10 protein-coding genes are annotated in these 17,131 nt (G+C 68.0%); 6 read left to right on the forward strand and 4 right to left on the reverse strand.

Going from position 1 to position 17,131, the window contains the following annotated elements; genetic code table 11:
• Positions 1-13: 13 nt before the first annotated feature.
• Positions 14-2,692, reverse strand: a complete 2,679-nt coding sequence (locus J2Y49_RS07645) for a serine/threonine-protein kinase (protein ID WP_310113772.1) — start codon at positions 2,690-2,692, stop codon at positions 14-16.
• Positions 2,693-2,961: 269 nt separating this feature from the next.
• Here J2Y49_RS07645 and J2Y49_RS07650 point away from each other — a divergent pair, with 269 nt between their 5' ends.
• Positions 2,962-3,858 (forward strand): aldose 1-epimerase, encoded by an 897-nt coding sequence (locus tag J2Y49_RS07650; protein WP_310113774.1) that lies wholly within the window; start codon positions 2,962-2,964, stop codon positions 3,856-3,858.
• Positions 3,859-3,861: 3 nt separating this feature from the next.
• Here J2Y49_RS07650 and J2Y49_RS07655 read toward each other — a convergent pair whose 3' ends face one another.
• Complete coding sequence (locus J2Y49_RS07655) at positions 3,862-4,776, reverse strand: LysR substrate-binding domain-containing protein (protein ID WP_310113776.1); 915 nt, start codon at positions 4,774-4,776, stop codon at positions 3,862-3,864.
• 106 nt (positions 4,777-4,882) lie between these two features.
• Between J2Y49_RS07655 and J2Y49_RS07660 the strand changes: the two genes are divergently transcribed.
• Complete coding sequence (locus J2Y49_RS07660) at positions 4,883-5,662, forward strand: SDR family oxidoreductase (RefSeq protein ID WP_310113778.1); 780 nt, start codon at positions 4,883-4,885, stop codon at positions 5,660-5,662.
• A 55-nt stretch (positions 5,663-5,717) separates the two neighbouring features.
• Here the strand turns inward: J2Y49_RS07660 and J2Y49_RS07665 are convergent, their stop codons facing one another.
• Both J2Y49_RS07665 and J2Y49_RS07670 read right to left on the reverse strand, forming a co-directional pair.
• Positions 5,718-6,584 (reverse strand): lysozyme inhibitor LprI family protein, encoded by an 867-nt coding sequence (locus tag J2Y49_RS07665; protein ID WP_310113779.1) that lies wholly within the window; start codon positions 6,582-6,584, stop codon positions 5,718-5,720.
• Positions 6,585-6,618: 34 nt separating this feature from the next.
• Positions 6,619-7,506 carry a hypothetical protein gene (locus J2Y49_RS07670; protein ID WP_310113780.1) on the reverse strand — a complete coding sequence of 296 codons (888 nt, stop codon included), beginning with the start codon at positions 7,504-7,506 and terminating at the stop codon, positions 6,619-6,621.
• Positions 7,507-7,797: 291 nt separating this feature from the next.
• Between J2Y49_RS07670 and J2Y49_RS07675 the strand changes: the two genes are divergently transcribed.
• The 4 genes from J2Y49_RS07675 (at position 7,798) to J2Y49_RS07690 (ending at position 17,126) form a co-directional block, all read left to right on the forward strand.
• Positions 7,798-11,151: a transglutaminase family protein gene (locus J2Y49_RS07675; protein WP_310113781.1), complete on the forward strand. Its 3,354-nt coding sequence runs from the start codon at positions 7,798-7,800 to the stop codon at positions 11,149-11,151.
• Positions 11,152-11,335: 184 nt separating this feature from the next.
• Positions 11,336-13,375: a di-heme-cytochrome C peroxidase gene (locus J2Y49_RS07680; protein WP_310113782.1), complete on the forward strand. Its 2,040-nt coding sequence runs from the start codon at positions 11,336-11,338 to the stop codon at positions 13,373-13,375.
• Between the two features lie 201 nt (positions 13,376-13,576).
• Positions 13,577-16,195: a circularly permuted type 2 ATP-grasp protein gene (locus J2Y49_RS07685; protein WP_310113783.1), complete on the forward strand. Its 2,619-nt coding sequence runs from the start codon at positions 13,577-13,579 to the stop codon at positions 16,193-16,195.
• A gap of 4 nt (positions 16,196-16,199) precedes the next feature.
• Entirely contained in the window at positions 16,200-17,126 is a 927-nt protein-coding gene (locus J2Y49_RS07690) for a transglutaminase family protein (RefSeq protein ID WP_310113784.1), read from the forward strand.
• Positions 17,127-17,131 lie beyond the last annotated feature (5 nt).

Genomic DNA, 17,131 nt, shown 5'->3' on the forward strand with positions numbered 1-17,131 from the left:
AGTCACGCCACCGTCAGCCGCCGGCCAATGCCGCGGTCATCGCGCGCAGCAGATCCTTCATCGACTGCGGCCGGTCCTGCCAGCGCATCGCCAGCCCGGACATCAGCACCTTTTCGAATCCCGGCGGCAGCGCCACCCCCAGTTCGGACGGCCTCGGCACCTTGTCGTTCATGAAGCGGGCTGTGGCATCCGGCGGGGTGCGGCCGGTCAGCGCCAGATAGATCGTGGCGCACAGCGCATACACGTCCGACCACGCGCCCTGACGCCCTTCGTTCGAATACTGCTCCGGCGGGGCATAGCCCGGCTTGAGGATGACCGTCATCCCGGCGCCCGGGCGGGCCGTCTGCCGGGCCGCGCCGAAGTCCAGCAGCTTGCGGTCGCCGCCGTTGGTCAGGAAGATGTTGTCCGGGCTGACGTCGCGATGGATCAGCCCCTGCTCGTGGATAGCCTGCAACGCCTTGGCGATGGGCGTCACCACCGACAGCGTCCGCCTCACGTCGATCCGCCCGCCGCAATCGGCCAGATACTTCTTCATGGTGCGGCCTTCCAGCAGCTCCATCACCAGATAGGCGGTGCCGTTCTCCTCGAAGAAGTCCTGGACGCCGACGATCTCGCGCACCTCGCGCAGGCGGGCCAGCGTCCGCGCCTCCTCCAGGAACTTGGTGAGGCCGGCGGCAAAGGTCTCCGCATGCTCGTCGGAGAAGGGGGAAACGGCGGCGGCATTGGGAAGCCGCGCGATCAGGTTGGCGGGGTAATATTCCTTGATGGCCACCTTCACCCGCAGCCGGTCGTCCCAGCCCAGATAGGTGGCGCCGAAACCGCCCTGCCCCAGCACCCGCCCGGCACGGTAGCGGCCATGCAGAAGCGTGCCGGGCGCCAGATGCACCCCCGGCCGGTTGTCCGACTTCGCAGGGAAGCCGCAGCCGGTGCAGGGAGCGCTCGGTCCGCGGGCCGATCCGCGGGCCGAGTAGCAGCTCGGGCACAGCTCTTCCGCGGCCGTCACAGGGGCCGTGGCAGACGGCGGGCCGACCAGAACAGTGTCCGCCGGGGCCCGGTTCGCGGCAGGCATGTCGGTAATGGCGACGGCGGCCGGATTGCAGACGGTATCGGCGCTGCGCGGACCCGGCTGATGCGCACCCCGCACCGGCCCCGGCATCGCCACCGGCGGCGGAGCGGGCGCGGTGGCCATCTGGCGCAGACGGTCGAGCAGATGCAGCAGCCGGCGCACCTCGGCCTGGGCGACGTCGCTGTCGGGCTGGGCGATCTCGGCCTGGAACTGCGGCTGGCGAACGATCTCCAGGATGTGCTGCCGCACCAACGGCAGGGCGCCGTCCTCGCGGATCAGTCCGGAGCAGGCGACCTCCGCCAGCCGGATGGTGCGACGGCGCAGCACCGGCTCCACCTGCTTCAGCCGGGCGGCAAGCTGGCCGGTCTTCACATACTCGTCGACGGAGCGTTCGGCGCGGGCGGCGATCCGCTCGCAGGCATCGGCCGGCAGCGGGGCGGAGCGGACGGCGGCCAGCGCGCGGGCGAAGTCGCGCTCCAGCAGCGCCGTGTCCGGCGTCTGCACCAGCATATTCTCGATCAGCAGCTCGTTGCCGACCGCGGCGTCCAACGAAGCGAGGATTTCGTCCGCATGGCGCTCCCCGGCGGGGGTGGCGGCGACGCGGGTGAGATAGTGGATGCGGCAGATCAGGTCCGGCTGCCCTTCGCTGAGGCCGATGATGGAGCGGCGATAGGCGCTGGCCCCGCCCTGCTCCAGCCGGCGCGAATAGCGCACGGTCAACGCATCGGCCATCGCCGCCCCGCCGATCAGCCCGTCGCGGGTCAGCAGATGTCCGGTCAGCGTCTTCAGCAGTTCCGCCTCCTGGTCGAAGGCGCCGCGGCCCAACGGCTGGGGCGCCTTCAACTGCCGGCGGATGCGGTCCAGCACGGCGGCCTTCGCCATTGGAAGCTTGCCCTGCCGGAACAGGGCGTTCAGCACGCCGATTCGATTCGGCCCCATGGCCTCCATGCCGATGCGGCCGAACAGCATGTCGCACAGGGTGGACAGCAGGGTTCCCGGCAACAGGTTGGCACCGAACAGGTCCGCTCCCGCGGCGGCGGAGGCCAGGATATCGCCGATCACCCCGTCGACCGCGGCGGCCAGCCGCTCGTCCCGGTCCCACTGGTGCAGTTCCAGCAGCCGGTCCAGCTTGCCGCCCCAGCTCTTGATCTCCGCCAGTTCGAGGGAGACCGCCACCCGCAGATCGTACTCGGCGTCGCCGGTCGGCGTCGAGGTTCCCTGGGACAGCAGCCAGTCGACCGGCCGGCGTCCGCGCGGCATGGCGGCAAAGGCGGCCTGGGCGGCGCGCGCCCTGGCCCAGCTCTCATCCACCGCGTTGCGGATGGCCTGACGTCGCCTCGGCTGCTCCTGCCCCGGCGCACGGGCCTGCACGGCGGCGACCCTGGTGATGGCGGACTCCACCAGCGCCCCCTGGTCCAGGCAGGATTTCAGCGGCTTGGCAAGATGGATCAGTTCGGTGGGGGTCAGGCACAGCGGGTCCAGATAAGGACGCAGCGCGACGCCGATCACCATCCGCGCCGGCAGCGCATGGTAATCCGCCAGGGCGCCGCACAGTTCCGCCTCGTCGAGCGAGCCCATGGCGGCCTGAGATGGCGGCATCGCGCGGCTGAGCGGTGAACTGGACACTCCCGACCTTTCCTGCAGATGCCCCCCGAGGCCTGAGCACGCAAGGCGATTTGCAACAACGGGGCGCTCCCCGCGTTGACAACCGCGGCTGCACGCACCCCGGTTTGCGCCCCATCGTCGCCGATGGAGGGTAAAGGAGGGGTGTACGATACCCGCATTTTTCGTCAAACACACAGAAACTGTGTCAGCGTTGCGCCACCGGCGGCGGCCGTTCCTTTCGGTCTTCGCATGTGCGATAAAAAACAGGACGCTGACGATGGGAGAAACGCATGATCCGGACCGGCACCATCATCGCGTTGCGGCACGGGGCCATGACTCTCGCCGCGGCTCCGCATATCGGCGGTTCGTTGGCGAGTTGGAGCCTGTCGACCCCGAACGGTCCGGTCGAATTGTTCCGCCCCGCTTCCGACGGTGCGCTGGCCGGCGATTTCGCCCCGGACATGGCCTGCTTCCCGCTGGTACCCTTTTCCAACCGCATCGGCGGCGGCCGGTTCGTCTTTCAGGGGCGGGAGGTCGTGCTCGCCACCGATCCCGGTTCGCCGCACCGGATCCACGGCCATGGCTGGTCAACCCCCTGGACCGTCGAGGCCGTGGCCGACGATGCGCTCCGCATGGGCTTCGCTCACCGCGCCGACGACTGGCCCTGGAGCTACCGCGCGACGCAGACCGTGGCGCTCGATAGCGACGGACTGACCGTCACCCTCGACCTGATCAACGAGTCCGACAGCGACATGCCGGCCGGGCTGGGTCTCCATCCCTATTTCGCGAAATCGCCGGGCAGCATCGTCACCGCCGACCTACGCGCAGTCTGGGACAATGACGACACCATCCTGCCGTCCCGCCGCCGCGCCCTGCCGGCTGCGTGGGACTTTCGCCACGGCGTGGTCATGGACCGTGTCGCACTGGACAACGGCTTCACGGGATGGTCGGGCACGGCGACGCTGGACCGCCCGCAAGAGCGACTGCGCCTGACCATGATCGCCGACGGGCCGGTCGGCCACTTGATCGTCTATGCCCCGCCCGACGAGCCCTATCTGTGCCTGGAGCCGGTCAGCCACATGACCGACGCGCTGAACCGCCCGCAGGAGGCGGATGCCGGCGTCATCGCCCTGCCGGCGGGAGAACGGCTGTCTATGACCGTGCGATTCCTCGTGTCAGGAACCTAGGAATCAAGAACCTGGGGAACCTCCGTTTGCACCGAGTTCGCGGGCCAAGCCGATGAAGGCCCTGAAGGCGGCCGACGGATTGCGCCGTCCGGAATAGTAGAGGCAGAGCCCGGAACGCGGCGGCGTCCAGTCATCGAGCGCGCGGACGAGACGGCCCGCCTCGATGTCGGCCCGCACGTCCGACTCCATGAAGAATCCGAGACCCACGCCTTCGAGGGCGGCGATTCGCGCCAGGCTGGCCTCGTCCAAGGTGATCGGTCCATCGACGTCGATCTGCGCCGATTGCCCGTCCTTCTCGAATTGCCACCGGAAAAGGGCGCCGTTCGGAAGGCGGACACGAATGCACGGGTGATTGAGCAGGTCAGGCGGGACGCGCGGCCGATCATGCGTCGCGAAATAGGCCGGCGACCCGACAACGGCATACCGCTGCGGGCGCCCCAGGGAGATCGCGATCATGTCGCTTGGAACGAGATCGGCCACCCGTACACCAAGATCGAATCCCTCGGCGACGATATCCACCAGTCGCCCTTCGGTGACAAGGTCGACATGCACCTGCGGATGACGACGCAGGAACTCCAGCACCAGCGGCGACAGGATCTCGCGCGCCGCCGTGGCGAAGGCGTTGATGCGCAGCGTGCCTGACGGGATCGTCTGCTGCGACCGCACGGCTTCCAGGGCGCCGTGAACATCCTGCAACGCCGGACCGACCTGCTCGACGAACACCCGGCCGGCATTGGTGAGCGATACGCTCCGCGTCGTTCGGTTGAACAGACGGACACCGAGGCTGGATTCGAGTTTTCCGACCGCATTGCTGAGCGCCGTCGTCGACATGCCCAGGTCGAGCGCCGCGGCGCGAAACGAACCCCTTCGCGCAATGGCGATGACCGCATCCAGATCGTTCAGGTCAGCCCGGTACATTGTCCCGCGTATCGATATTCCACATCCCATTTTATCCCGATTATCGGAACATGCGTCCAGGCTTACCTTTGCGGGACCGAGCAATCCCGATCAGGAAGAACAATCCATGACCCCGTTCATCAGTCTCGAAGGAAAGCGAACGCTCATCACCTCAGGCACGCGCGGCGCAGGTGCGGCCACCGTCGCGCTGTTTCGCGAACTCGGCGCCCGTGTGCTGACCGCCGCCCGGTCCCGTCCGGACAGCTTCGACGACGGGATGTTCGTCTCCGCGGATCTGACGTCCGCGGAGGGGTGCGCCACGCTCGCCGCGGCGGTGCGCGAGCGTCTGGGAGGAGTCGATGTCATCGTTCACATGCTGGGTGGCTCCTCCGCTCCGGCAGGTGGATTCGCGGCGCTGAGCGACGCGGAATGGGGCAAGGAACTCGATCTCAATCTGATGCCCGCCATCCGGCTCGACCGCGAACTCGTGCCGGCGATGGTGGCGCAGGGCCATGGCGTGGTCATCCATGTGACCTCCATCCAACGCGCGCTGCCGTTGCCGGAGTCAACGACGGCCTATGCCGCCGCGAAGGCCGCGCTCTCGACCTACAGCAAGAGCCTTTCGAAGGAGGTCTCGCCAAAGGGCGTGCGCGTGGTGCGCGTTTCGCCCGGCTGGATCGAAACCGAGGCGGCGGTCCGGTTGGCCGAGCGGCTCGCGAAGGACGCCGGCACCGATTACGAAGGCGGCAAGCGGATCATCATGGACTCGCTCGGCGGCATCCCCATCGGCAGGCCATCCAAGCCGGAAGATGTCGCCAACCTCATCGCTTTTCTCGCTTCCGATCGTGCCGCGACCATAACCGGCACAGAATACGTCATCGATGGCGGTACCATTCCCACCGTGTGAACGGCATGTCAGCCGGGATTGCCGGTACGAGCGTTTCGGCTCGCACCGACACATGTCAGCGGCAGCGGACGAATTCCGCCGCGAAGGTGGCCGGAGCGGCCATGCGCAGGATCAGCCGGTCGAAGCGCGCCGAGTCGGCGGGCAGCAGACGCAAGCTCGCCAGCGGCGCGGGTGCCGCTTCCGTCACCCCTTCGGCAGGCGGCAGCGGCTGCACGGGCACCTCCTGTACCGGGTCGCCATCGGCCGGCAACAGGCCGGTCAGTGGAAATTGGGGCACCCGCGCATCGACGGCGGTCAGAGTCCGGTCGGCACCGATCTCCAGATAGGACGTGCGGCAATCGTCGATGGCAGCGCGGTCGTTCGGATCGGCCTTGGCCCAGCGCCCGGCCAACGCCGACAGCGTTGCCTTGCGGTTGATCGGCGGCACCGTCTTCTGCGGTGCCACGAACCGCGGCGCGGCTGCTCCGGTGACGGCCAGGGGCAGATCGGCGACAGGGCGCGACCGCGCCTGGCGTTCAGCCTCCAGCGCCGCGGTCCGCTGGCGGGTGACGCGCAGCAGGCAGTCGGTGCGCGACTTGGTCGCCTTGGCATCGGCAAGGTCGGCGGCGGTCACCGGGCAGGCATCGTCGCGTCGCGCCCTCCAGACGGTCTGGCCCGCCTCGATCGCCGCCCGTCCGGTGGCGTCGGTGGTTGCGCCCAGCGCCGCCAGCGCCGCCTCCATCGCCGCACCGGCAGCCGCCAATCCGGCGTCGCGGCACAGCAGTTGCGCCGACGGCGTCTCCGCCGAATCGCAGTTCGCCGCCGAGGCCTCCGGGACCGGCGTCTCAGCCAACGCCGGAGCCGCCGCCAGAACCGCGAGCGCCAGAACCGCGAGCATGGAGCCGGCGGCCAGAAGACCGCTCACCAGGGACAGGGCACGCATGGCAGGAAACCTTGGGTAATGGTGAAGCAGGAGGTCACGAAGCGGGGAAGGCTTCCAGCACGGCCTTGACCTGACGCTGGAAATCCTGGTCGGTGCGATAGCGCGTCATGACCGACTTGTCACGCTCCACGAAAAACAGCATGTCGTCGCGGCTGGGCAACGCGCGCGGGTTCGGCTTCTCCAACAGCTCGCCGTTCCAATCGATCCGCGCCATGAAATAGACCGCACGGGCGAACAGCATGAACAGCTTGTTGTCAGGCGCCAGCTTCTCCCGCCTCAGCAGCGCGAAATAATAATAATTTCGGCCATGGAAATAATTCGTATGGATCGCCTGAAGCGCTGCGAATTTTTCGTCCGGGCTATTGACCTTCTTGATTTGCTTTTCCAGCTTGAAGCCCGCGAAGAAATACTCCCGCGCCTCATGTTCGAAGGAAAAGGCGCTGCCCTTCATCAAGGCCATCTGCTCGCCATACCGCTTCAGCGCGCGGGTCATCAGCAGTTCGATGAACCGCCGCTCCACCGCCAGCGCGTCGGGGATGTTCGGCAGCATCTCGAACACATGGCGCAGGTGATAGGGATGGCGCACGACGACGACCGGGACCGACAGCTTTTTCCGCTTCGCCGGCGCTCGCCTTTCCGCCACCAGCGTCACGGCGGGCGACAGCGACGCCATGGTCGCCTGGATCGTGTCGTACAGCTTCCAGCGCAGCCGGGTTTCCGCCGATTGACTGCCCAGGTTCAGCCGGGCGAGGAAACGCTTCACCCGGCTGCCGAACGTCTCCTTCGGCAGCTTGTGCGTCGGCAGGTTGGGCACCACCAGCGGGTTGCCCAATATGTCCGCCGGCGGAGGCAGCGGCTTGAAATTGAAATATTTCCCGGTAACGACGCCCCGTCCGGCGCCGCCATTGCCTGCGTCGCCCATACCATCCGCCCCACGGTTGCCGCCCAATATCGAAGAAGCCGCCACCGACACCATCCAGACACGAGACCCCGCCGCAGCGATACCCCATTCGCTCAGGATATAAAGGGTAACGCGAACGGAAGAAAGCCGCAGCACATGTCATGAGCAACTTCGTGACTTTTTCGCAACTGCGGTAGGATCGGGGCCGGGCCGCCCTGTCGGGCGGGATTTATCGGTGTTACCGTTGCAACGGCGACCCCGGACCAAACCGTGGCGCGAACATCATCGAACAGGCATGAGGCGGGGTTTTCCATGGCGATCCACGTCGCGCTGAATCACAAGACGATCTATCGCTACGACCGGCCGGTGTCCCTCGGCCCGCAGATCATCCGCCTGCGCCCGGCGCCCCATTGCCGGACGCCGATCCTCAGCTATTCGCTGAAGGTCACGCCGAAGAAGCATTTCCTGAACTGGCAGCAGGACCCGCAGTCCAACTTCCAGGCCCGCTTCGTGTTCCCGGAAAAGACGCGCGAGTTCATCGTCGAGGTCGATCTGGTCGCCGAGATCGCCGCGATCAACCCCTTCGACTTCTTCCTGGAGGAGAAGGCGAGCCACATTCCCTTCGTCTACGACGACTGGCTGTTGCGCGAACTGCGTCCGTATCTGGAGACGGAGGAGCCGGGGCCGGAACTGACCGCCTATCTGCAGGACATTCCGCGGGAAAAAACGCCGACCATCGATTTCCTGGTCGCGGTGAACCAGCGGCTGCAGCAGGACATCGGCTATGTCATCCGGCTGGAGCCCGGCATCCAGAGCTGTGCGGAGACGCTGACCAAGCGCACCGGCTCCTGCCGTGATTCGGCCTGGCTGCTGGTGCAGATCCTGCGGCACCTGGGGCTGGCCACCCGCTTCGTCTCGGGCTACCTGATCCAGTTGACCGCCGACCAGAAGGCGCTGGACGGCCCGTCGGGTCCGGAGAGCGACTTCACCGACCTGCATGCCTGGGTGGAGGTGTTCCTGCCCGGCGCCGGCTGGGTCGGGCTGGACCCCACCTCCGGCCTGCTGGCGGGCGAGGGGCACATTCCGTTGGCCTGCACGCCCGACGCCTCCTCCGCCGCTCCCATCTCGGGCCTCGTCGATGAGGCGGAGGTGGAGTTCGGCCACGAGATGTCGGTCACCCGCATCTACGAGGCGCCGCGCGTCACCAAGCCTTACACCCCGCAGCAATGGGCGTCGATCGAGGCGCTGGGCCACCGGGTCGACGAGGATCTGAAGGCCGAGGACGTCCGCCTCACCATGGGCGGGGAGCCGACCTTCGTCTCCATCGACGACATGGACGGCGCCGAGTGGAACACCACCGCGCTGGGGCCGCAGAAGCGCAAGATGGCCGCCGACCTGATCCACCGGCTGATGGCCCGCTTCGCTCCCGGCGGCCTGCTGCATTTCGGACAGGGCAAATGGTATCCGGGCGAATCGCTGCCGCGCTGGGCGATGACGCTCTACTGGCGCCGCGATGGCGAGGCGCTGTGGTCCAACAGCGATCTGCTGGCGCGCGAGGACACCGATTACGGCCACACCGCCCAGGATGCAGGCGTGTTCCTGATGGCGCTGGCGAAGCGGTTGGGCCTCGACCCGAACCTTGTGCTCGGCGCCTATGAGGACCCCTGGCATTACCTGCGCAAGGAATCGCAGCTCCCCATCAATGTCGACCCGCTGAACAGCAGGCTCGACGACAAGGAGGAGCGGGAACGGCTGACCCGCGTCTTCACCCGCGGCCTGGCGGAGCCGGTGGGCTTCGTCATGCCGATCAACCGCCGCATGACCCAGCAGGGGCCGGTCTGGCTGTCCAGCACTTGGCCGCTGCGCCAGGAGAAGCTGCTGCTGATCCCCGGCGACAGCCCGGTCGGCTACCGCCTGCCGCTCGGCTCCCTGCCCTGGGTGTCGAAGTCCGACTATCCCTATGCCTGGGAAACCGACCCGTTCGAGGATCGCGGCCCGCTTCCCCCTCATCCGGTCCAGCGCCGGCAGGAGATCCGCGGTGCCGTCCAGGAATCCGACCGCGGCGTCCACACCGACAAGCGAATCGCCCAGCGCCAGCGCATCATGGCGGAGATCCGCGACGAACTGCCGGAGGAAGGCAAGTCGGCCTGGTGGGTGGTGCGCACCGCCCTGAGCTGCGAGGCGCGCAACGGCCGCCTGCACCTGTTCATGCCGCCGATGAGCACGCTGGAGGACTATCTGGCGATGCTGGTGGAGATCGAGGCGACGGCGGTCGAACTCGAGATGCCGGTGGTCCTCGAAGGCTATCAGCCGCCGAAGGACCCGCGCCTGAACTCCATGGCCGTCACCCCCGACCCCGGCGTAATCGAGGTGAACATCCACCCGGCCCACAGCTGGGACGATCTGGTGCGCAACACCATCGCCCTGTACGAGGATGCGCGCCAGTCCCGCCTGGGGGCGGAGAAGTTCATGATCGACGGGCGCCATTGCGGCACCGGCGGCGGCAACCACGTGGTGATGGGCGGCGCCACCGCGGCCGACAGTCCCTTCCTGCGCCGGCCCGACCTGCTGCGAAGCCTCATCACCTACTGGCAGAACCACCCTGCCCTGTCCTACGTCTTCTCCGGCCTGTTCATCGGCCCGACCAGCCAGGCGCCGCGCGTGGACGAGGCGCGCGACGACCAGCTCTATGAGCTGGAGATCGCCTTCAACCAGATCGATCAGGCGGCGGCGAGCGGCAACTGCCCGCCCTGGCTGGTCGACCGGGTGCTGCGCAACCTGCTGGTCGACGTGCAGGGCAACACCCACCGGGCGGAATTCTGCATCGACAAGCTCTATTCGCCGGACAGCTCCACCGGCCGGCTCGGCCTTGTCGAGTTCCGCGCCTTCGAGATGCCGCCGCACGCGGAGATGAGCCTGACCCAGCAGCTTCTGATGCGGGCGTTGGTCGCACGCTTCTGGAAACACCCCTACAAGGGCAAGCTGGTGCGCTGGGGAACGGATCTCCACGACCGCTTCATGCTGCCGCACTTCGTCCAGCAGGACATGGCCGACGTGCTGCAGGATCTGCGCGACCACGGCTATCCGCTGGAGGAGGGCTGGTTCGCGCCGCACTTCAATTTCCGCTTCCCGGTTTACGGCCATGTCAGCCAGCGCGGCATCACCATGGAACTGCGTATGGCGCTGGAACCCTGGCATGTCCTGGGCGAGGAACCCGGCGGCGGCGGCACGGTGCGCTATGTCGACAGTTCGGTGGAGCGGGTGCAGGTCCGCGTCAGCGGCCTGATCGACGCCCGCCACGTCATCACCTGCAACGGCCGGCGCGTACCGCTGATCCCAACCGGGGTGGAGGGCGAGTTCGTCGGCGGCGTGCGGTACCGCGCGTGGCAGCCGCCCTCCTGCCTGCACCCGACGATTCCCGTCCACACCCCGCTGATCTTCGACATCCTCGACAGCTGGGCCGGCCGGTCGATCGGCGGCTGCACCTATCACGTCATGCATCCGGGCGGCCGCAACTACGAGACCTTCCCGGTCAACGCCAACGAGGCGGAGGGGCGCCGTCTGGCCCGCTTCTTCCCCTTCGGCCACACCCCCGGCCCGATGGACGTCCCGGCGGAGGAACGCAATCCGCAATTCCCGATGACGCTGGATTTGCGGCGGGGGTAAGTCTCCCACCCCCTCCCATGCAACCGTTCCCCTTCTCCGCGGGGAGAGGGAACGGTTGCATGACCATCGCGACATCAACTTTTCAGCGCCCTAACGCGATATAATTTCGCGCGCATAGATTATCGGCATTACCCTCTTCGGTCGAAGGCCCATGCGCCACGCCACCGATAAGGGAACAACAGGGATGAAAACCCCCGTCTACGCGACCCTGGCCGCCACCGCGCTGCTGCTCGCCTCCTGCGCCGAACCGCCCAAGCCGCCCCGCCCCGTGCCGGTCAAACCGCCGACCGAGGTCAACGGCCTGTGGTATCTGGACCAGGGCTGGTCGCAGGAAGCCCGACAGTGGTACTACACCACCACCCAGGGCTCGCAGATCATGCGCTATGACTGGTTCATGGCGCTGGAGGATCCGCAGACCAAGCAGCCCTTCGTCAAGAGCATCACCCGCTACGGCTATCCCGCCAACACGTCGGCCAACTGGAACCCCGATCTGCTGCCGGTCGGCTTCGTCAAGGACGTCGATCCCGACAAGACCGAATGGTTCGGCATGACCTGCGCCGCCTGCCACACCGGCGACGTGACGGTGAACGGCAAGACCATGCGCATCGACGGCGCGGTCACCACCGGCGACCTCTATGGCTTCATCAGCGGGCTGAGCAACGCGGTCCACACCACCGTGACCAGCGACGCCGCCTTCCAGCCCTTCGCCACGCGCGTGCTGGGTGCCAACGCCACCGATCAGCAGAAGCTGGCGCTGTACAATGCGCTGAAGGACTTCGATCGCTCCTTCGCCGAATTCGTCGCGGCCAGCACCCCCGACACGCCCTGGGGGCCGATGCGCACCGACGCCTTCGGCATGATCTTCAACCGCGTGTCGGCGATCGATCTGAACCTGCCGAAGAACAACCGCGCGCCGAACGCCCCGGTCAGCTATCCCTACCTGTGGGATGCGCCGCATCAGCCGCGGGTGCAGTGGAACGGCCTGCTGCCGAACGCCACCGCCTTCGACGCTCTGGGCCGCAATGCCGGCGAGGTGCTGGGCGTGTTCGGCAAGGTGACGCTGAAGCCGCCGGCCGACGCCGCGCACTATTATTACAAGTCCACGGTCCGCGGCCGTAATCTGGTCGACATGGAAAACCAGCTGCGCAAGCTGCGGTCGCCCGTGTGGCCGGACAGCCTCGCCGGCAACGTCGACATCGTCAAGGCCGCGGCCGGCGAACCGATCTACAAGGAAAACTGCGAGAGCTGCCACGCCATCCTGCCGCGCGGCGAGACCTACACCACGGCCCCCATCCAGATGGTGTCGCTGTTCAACTGGGCGCAGCCGGACAACGCCAAGGCGGTGATCGCAGCCTTCGGCACCATCTGCACCAAGGGCGTCGATGCCGCCGTCGCCGCCAAGATGATCACCGTCAACTACGACGCCGATCCGAAGATGGCGGTCGATGCGCTGTGCCGTCAGGTCGACACCGGTGCCATCGCCAACGTCGCCATGCCGCCGCAACTTCTCGGCGGCAAGCCGCTGAAGAACCCGGATCTCGCCGCCAACCTGCTGTCCAACGCGGTGATCGGCGCCATCCTCGGCGATCTGGTGCGCGAGCCGGGCCTGCTGCTCGACCTGATGAAGGGCGACGACGCCCCGGCGCCCTGGCTGACCGCCAGCGCCCCCGCCGGCTGGTCGCCGGAATCCCGGGCCAAGGGCGGCACGCTGGACACCACGCCCTTCGTGAAGCCGGGCGCCAAGCAGACGGCCGACCACCAGAAGGTGATCGCCGCCCTGACCGGCCGCGGCCAGACCAAGCCGACCGTCGGCGCCGTCCCGGCCGGCGGCAGCGCGGCGAAGGCCGCCGCCGCTCCCGCCAAGGCGTCCACCTCCGGCAGCGCCACCGCCGACGAGGAAGCGCTGGCCGGCACCATCAAGATGCTGCTGGCCTACAAGGCCCGTCCGCTGGACGGCGTGTGGGCGACGGCGCCCTACATGCACAACGGTTCGGTCCCCAACCTGTATGAGATGCTGCTGCCGGCCTCCCAGCGGTCGGCGACCTTCCGCATGGGCAGCACCTCCATCGACCCGGTCAAGGTCGGCGTGGATTCCTCGGCGGCGGGCGCCACCTTCGTCTATGACACGACGAAGCCCGGCAACCGCAACACCGGCCACGAGTTCGGCGCCGGACTGACCGACGCGCAGCGCTGGCAGCTGCTGGAATACCTGAAGACGCTCTGACCTCCGGCGGTCTTCCGCAACATCCGGCAAGCCGGAGCGTCGCTTCACGCGGCGCTCCGGCTTTTCTTTGTCGGAGGCGAGCCGTCCGATCATGAACTCTTTTCCGCTTTCGGATTGGTTCGCCGGCCGCCAGCCTTGCATCGCAGCACGCGGACGTTCAGACTGTTGCTCCGTTCATAGGCAAAAAGCATCAGTCAGACCTTGTCCCAGCCCGATCAGCCTTTCCGCGCGCCGGCGTCCGTGGTCCCGTCGGGGATGCCGCCGGTTCCCTTCACACAGGGATCGCTGTTCGGCGAGGCTGATGCCATCGGCTATGGCTCCGGCCAGGTCTATGACGAGATGGTGAACGGCCAGGGCCGGCTGCGGCCGCACTGGCAGACCTTCATGAGCACGCTGGGGCCCCTCGACACCGTACAGATGGCCGAACGGTGGGAGGAGGCGCGGCGGCTGCTGCACCAGAACGGCGTCACCTACAACATCTACGGCGATCCCAACGGGATGGAACGCCCCTGGCCGCTCGACATGATGCCGCTGCTGCTGCCGGCGCATGAATGGAAGGCCATCGAATCGGGGCTGATCCAGCGCGCCTCGCTGCTGAACGCCATCCTGACCGACATCTATGGGCCGCAGACCCTGACACGCTACGGCCGGCTGCCGCCGTCGGTGATCCATGCCGACCCCGGGTTCCGCCGCGCCGTCCACGGCATCCGCGTGCCGAACGACGTCCACCTTCATTTCTATGCCGTCGACCTCGCCCGTGCGCCGGACGGGCGCTGGTGGGTGCTGTCCGACCGCACCCAGGCGCCGAGCGGCAGTGGTTATGCGCTGGAAAACCGCGCGGTGATCGCCAAGGTGCTGCCCGACAGCTTCCGCCATTGCCAAGTGGAGCGGCTGACCGGCTTCTTCGACACCTTCAAGGAAACGCTGCTGTCGCTGGCACCGCGGGCGAACGGAACCGGGGGCGCCCGCGGTTTGCCGCGCGTGGTCCTGCTGACCCCGGGTCCCTACAACGAGACCTATTTCGAGCATGTCTATCTCGCCCGCTATCTCGGCCTGACCCTGGTCGAGGGGGCGGACCTGACAGTGCGCGACCGGACTGTGTTCCTGAAGACCCTGTCGGGGCTGGAACAGGTGGACGTGATCCTGCGCCGGCTCGACGCCGACTTCGCCGATCCGCTGGAACTGCGCGCCGACAGTTCGCTGGGCGTGGCCGGGCTGATCGAGGCGGTGCGCGCCGGCAATGTGGTGATGGCGAACGCGCTGGGCTCCGGCCTGATGGAATCGATGGCGATGAAGTCGTCGCTGCCGACGCTCTGCCGCCATCTGCTGGGCGAGGAGTTGCGGCTGCCCGGCGTCGCCAGCTGGTGGTGCGGCAACGATGCCGAGCGCGCCTACGTCATCGACCATCTCGATGGGCTGGTCGTCAAGCCGGCTTTCCCCTCCCTGTCCTTCGAGCCGATCTTCGGCGCCCAGCTGTCGGCCGCCGAGCGGTCGGCGCTGATCGAGCGGATAAAGCGCCGTCCCTGGTATTTCGTGGCGCAGGAACAGATGGCGCTGTCCACCGCCCCGGTCTGGCAGGATGGCCGGCTGCAGCCGCGTCCGCTGGTCCTGCGTGTCTTCCTCTGCGCCACACCCAGCGGCGGCTATGCCGTCATGCCCGGCGGGCTGACCCGCGTGTCCAGCGAATCCGGCCGGCTGGTGGTGTCGATGCAGAGCGGCGGCGGCAGCAAGGACACCTGGATCCTGGCGCCGCGGCGCGCCGACGTCGCTTCCGCCCAGCCGCGGCCGGCCCTGGCGACGGAGCCGACGGCCAGCGGCGCCCGTCCGTCCGCCAACGACCTGCCCAGCCGCGTCGCCGACGGCCTCTACTGGCTTGGCCGCTATGCGGAACGTGCGGAGGGTGCGTTGCGCCTGCTGCGCGCGACGCAGAGCCGGCTGATCGACAGCAACATGCCCGGCGCCACCTTGCAGCTCCGCCCGCTGCTCGACCTGCTCTGCTCTCTCGGGATGATCCCGGCCGACATGGCGCAGGTGACGGAAAGCGGGGCCAACCGCGGCCTGCGCGAGGCGCTGCACGCGGCGGTGAACGACCCGGACCATCCCAACAGCCTGCGCGCCCAGGTTCTGCGCCTGCACCGCACCGCCTATTCGGTGCGCGACCGCCTGTCGATGGACATGTGGCGGGTGGTTTCGGCCATCGACCGCCAGTCCCAGCCGCCGAAGGGACGGATGGACGCGGCGTCGCTACTGCTGCGGCTGGACGACGTGATGATCACTCTGGCCGCCTTCTCCGGCCTGGAGCAGGAGAGCATGACCCGCGGCGCCGGCTGGCGCTTCCTCGACATTGGGCGGCGCATCGAACGGTCGCTGCACATGATCGCGCTGATGCGCGGCGTCCATGTCGCCGACCTCGACCGCCTGGACGAGCCGATGCAGGCGGCCACCTTGGCGGTCCTGCTGGAGCTGGGCGAAAGCGTGATGACCTACCGCGCCCGCCATCTGACCAGCGTCCAGCGCAGTTCCGTGCTCGACCTGCTGCTGGGGGAGGAGGCGAATCCCCGCGCGCTGGCCTTCCAGCTGGCGGCACTGGACCGGCACCTGCGGGCGCTGCCCAGCCAGGGCGTCGGCACCGGCACCGATCCCACCGGCGGGGCGCTGGCCATCGTCGCCGCCGCGCGCAACGGGCTGGAGCGGACCGACGCGCTCGCCTCCGGCGATGCGTTGCGGGCGCTGCTGGACACGCTGGCGATGTCGCTGCCGGACGTGTCGAACTTCCTGGCGCATGCCTATTTCAGCCATGCCTTTGCACGATCGGCCTGACCCGATGACCCCTCCCACCCCGCTTCCCGGCAGCAGCGGTTCCGCCACCCGCTACCGCGTACGCCACGCCACCGCCTACGACTATGGCGAGGATGTGCCGATCTCCCACCATCTGCTGCACCTGACCGCCCGGCCGCACCCGCGCCAGCGCATCCGGCGCAGTCTGCTGACCATCGATCCGATCCCGGCGGTGCGGTCGGACCGGGTGGATTACTTCGGCAACACCGTCACCTATGTCGCCGTGCAGGAGCCGCACCGGACCTTCTCGGTCATCGCGGAAAGCGAGGTCGAGGTGTTCGAGCCGCCGGCATTGGCGCCTGACGACTCAGCCCCGTGGGAGCATGTGCGCGACAGCCTGCGCGGCCTGTCCGGCCCGGATGACGGGGCGGAGATCACGCAATATTGCTTCGACAGTGCGCTCGTCGCCTCCAGCCTGGAACTGCTGGATTATGCGCGGGGCAGCTACACCCCCGGCCGCCCGGCGGTGGTGGCGGCCATCGACCTGATGAACCGCATCAATCGGGAGTTCGCCTTCGACCCCGCCGCGACGACGGTCGCCACGCCGCTGGCGGCGGTGATGCGCAACCGCCGCGGCGTCTGCCAGGATTTCGCCCACATCGCCGTCGGCTGCGTCCGTGCCATGGGCCTGCCGGCCCGCTATGTGTCGGGATACCTGCGCACCCTGCCCCCGCCGGGCCGGCCGCGCCTGGTGGGCGCGGATGTCAGCCATGCCTGGGCATCGGTCTGGTGCGGGGCCGCCGCCGGCTGGCTGGACATCTGCCCGACCAACGCCTGCGTCGCCAACCGCGACTTCATCACCATCGCCTGGGGCCGCGATTACGACGACGTCAGCCCGGCCCGCGGCGTTCTGGTCGGCGGCGCCGGCCACGGCCTGACCGTCAGCGTCGACGTCGAACCGCTGGAAGACTGAACCGC

Origin of the sequence: Azospirillum sp. BE72 (assembly GCF_031455875.1) — a bacterium.
In the GTDB taxonomy this organism is placed as follows: domain Bacteria; phylum Pseudomonadota; class Alphaproteobacteria; order Azospirillales; family Azospirillaceae; genus Azospirillum.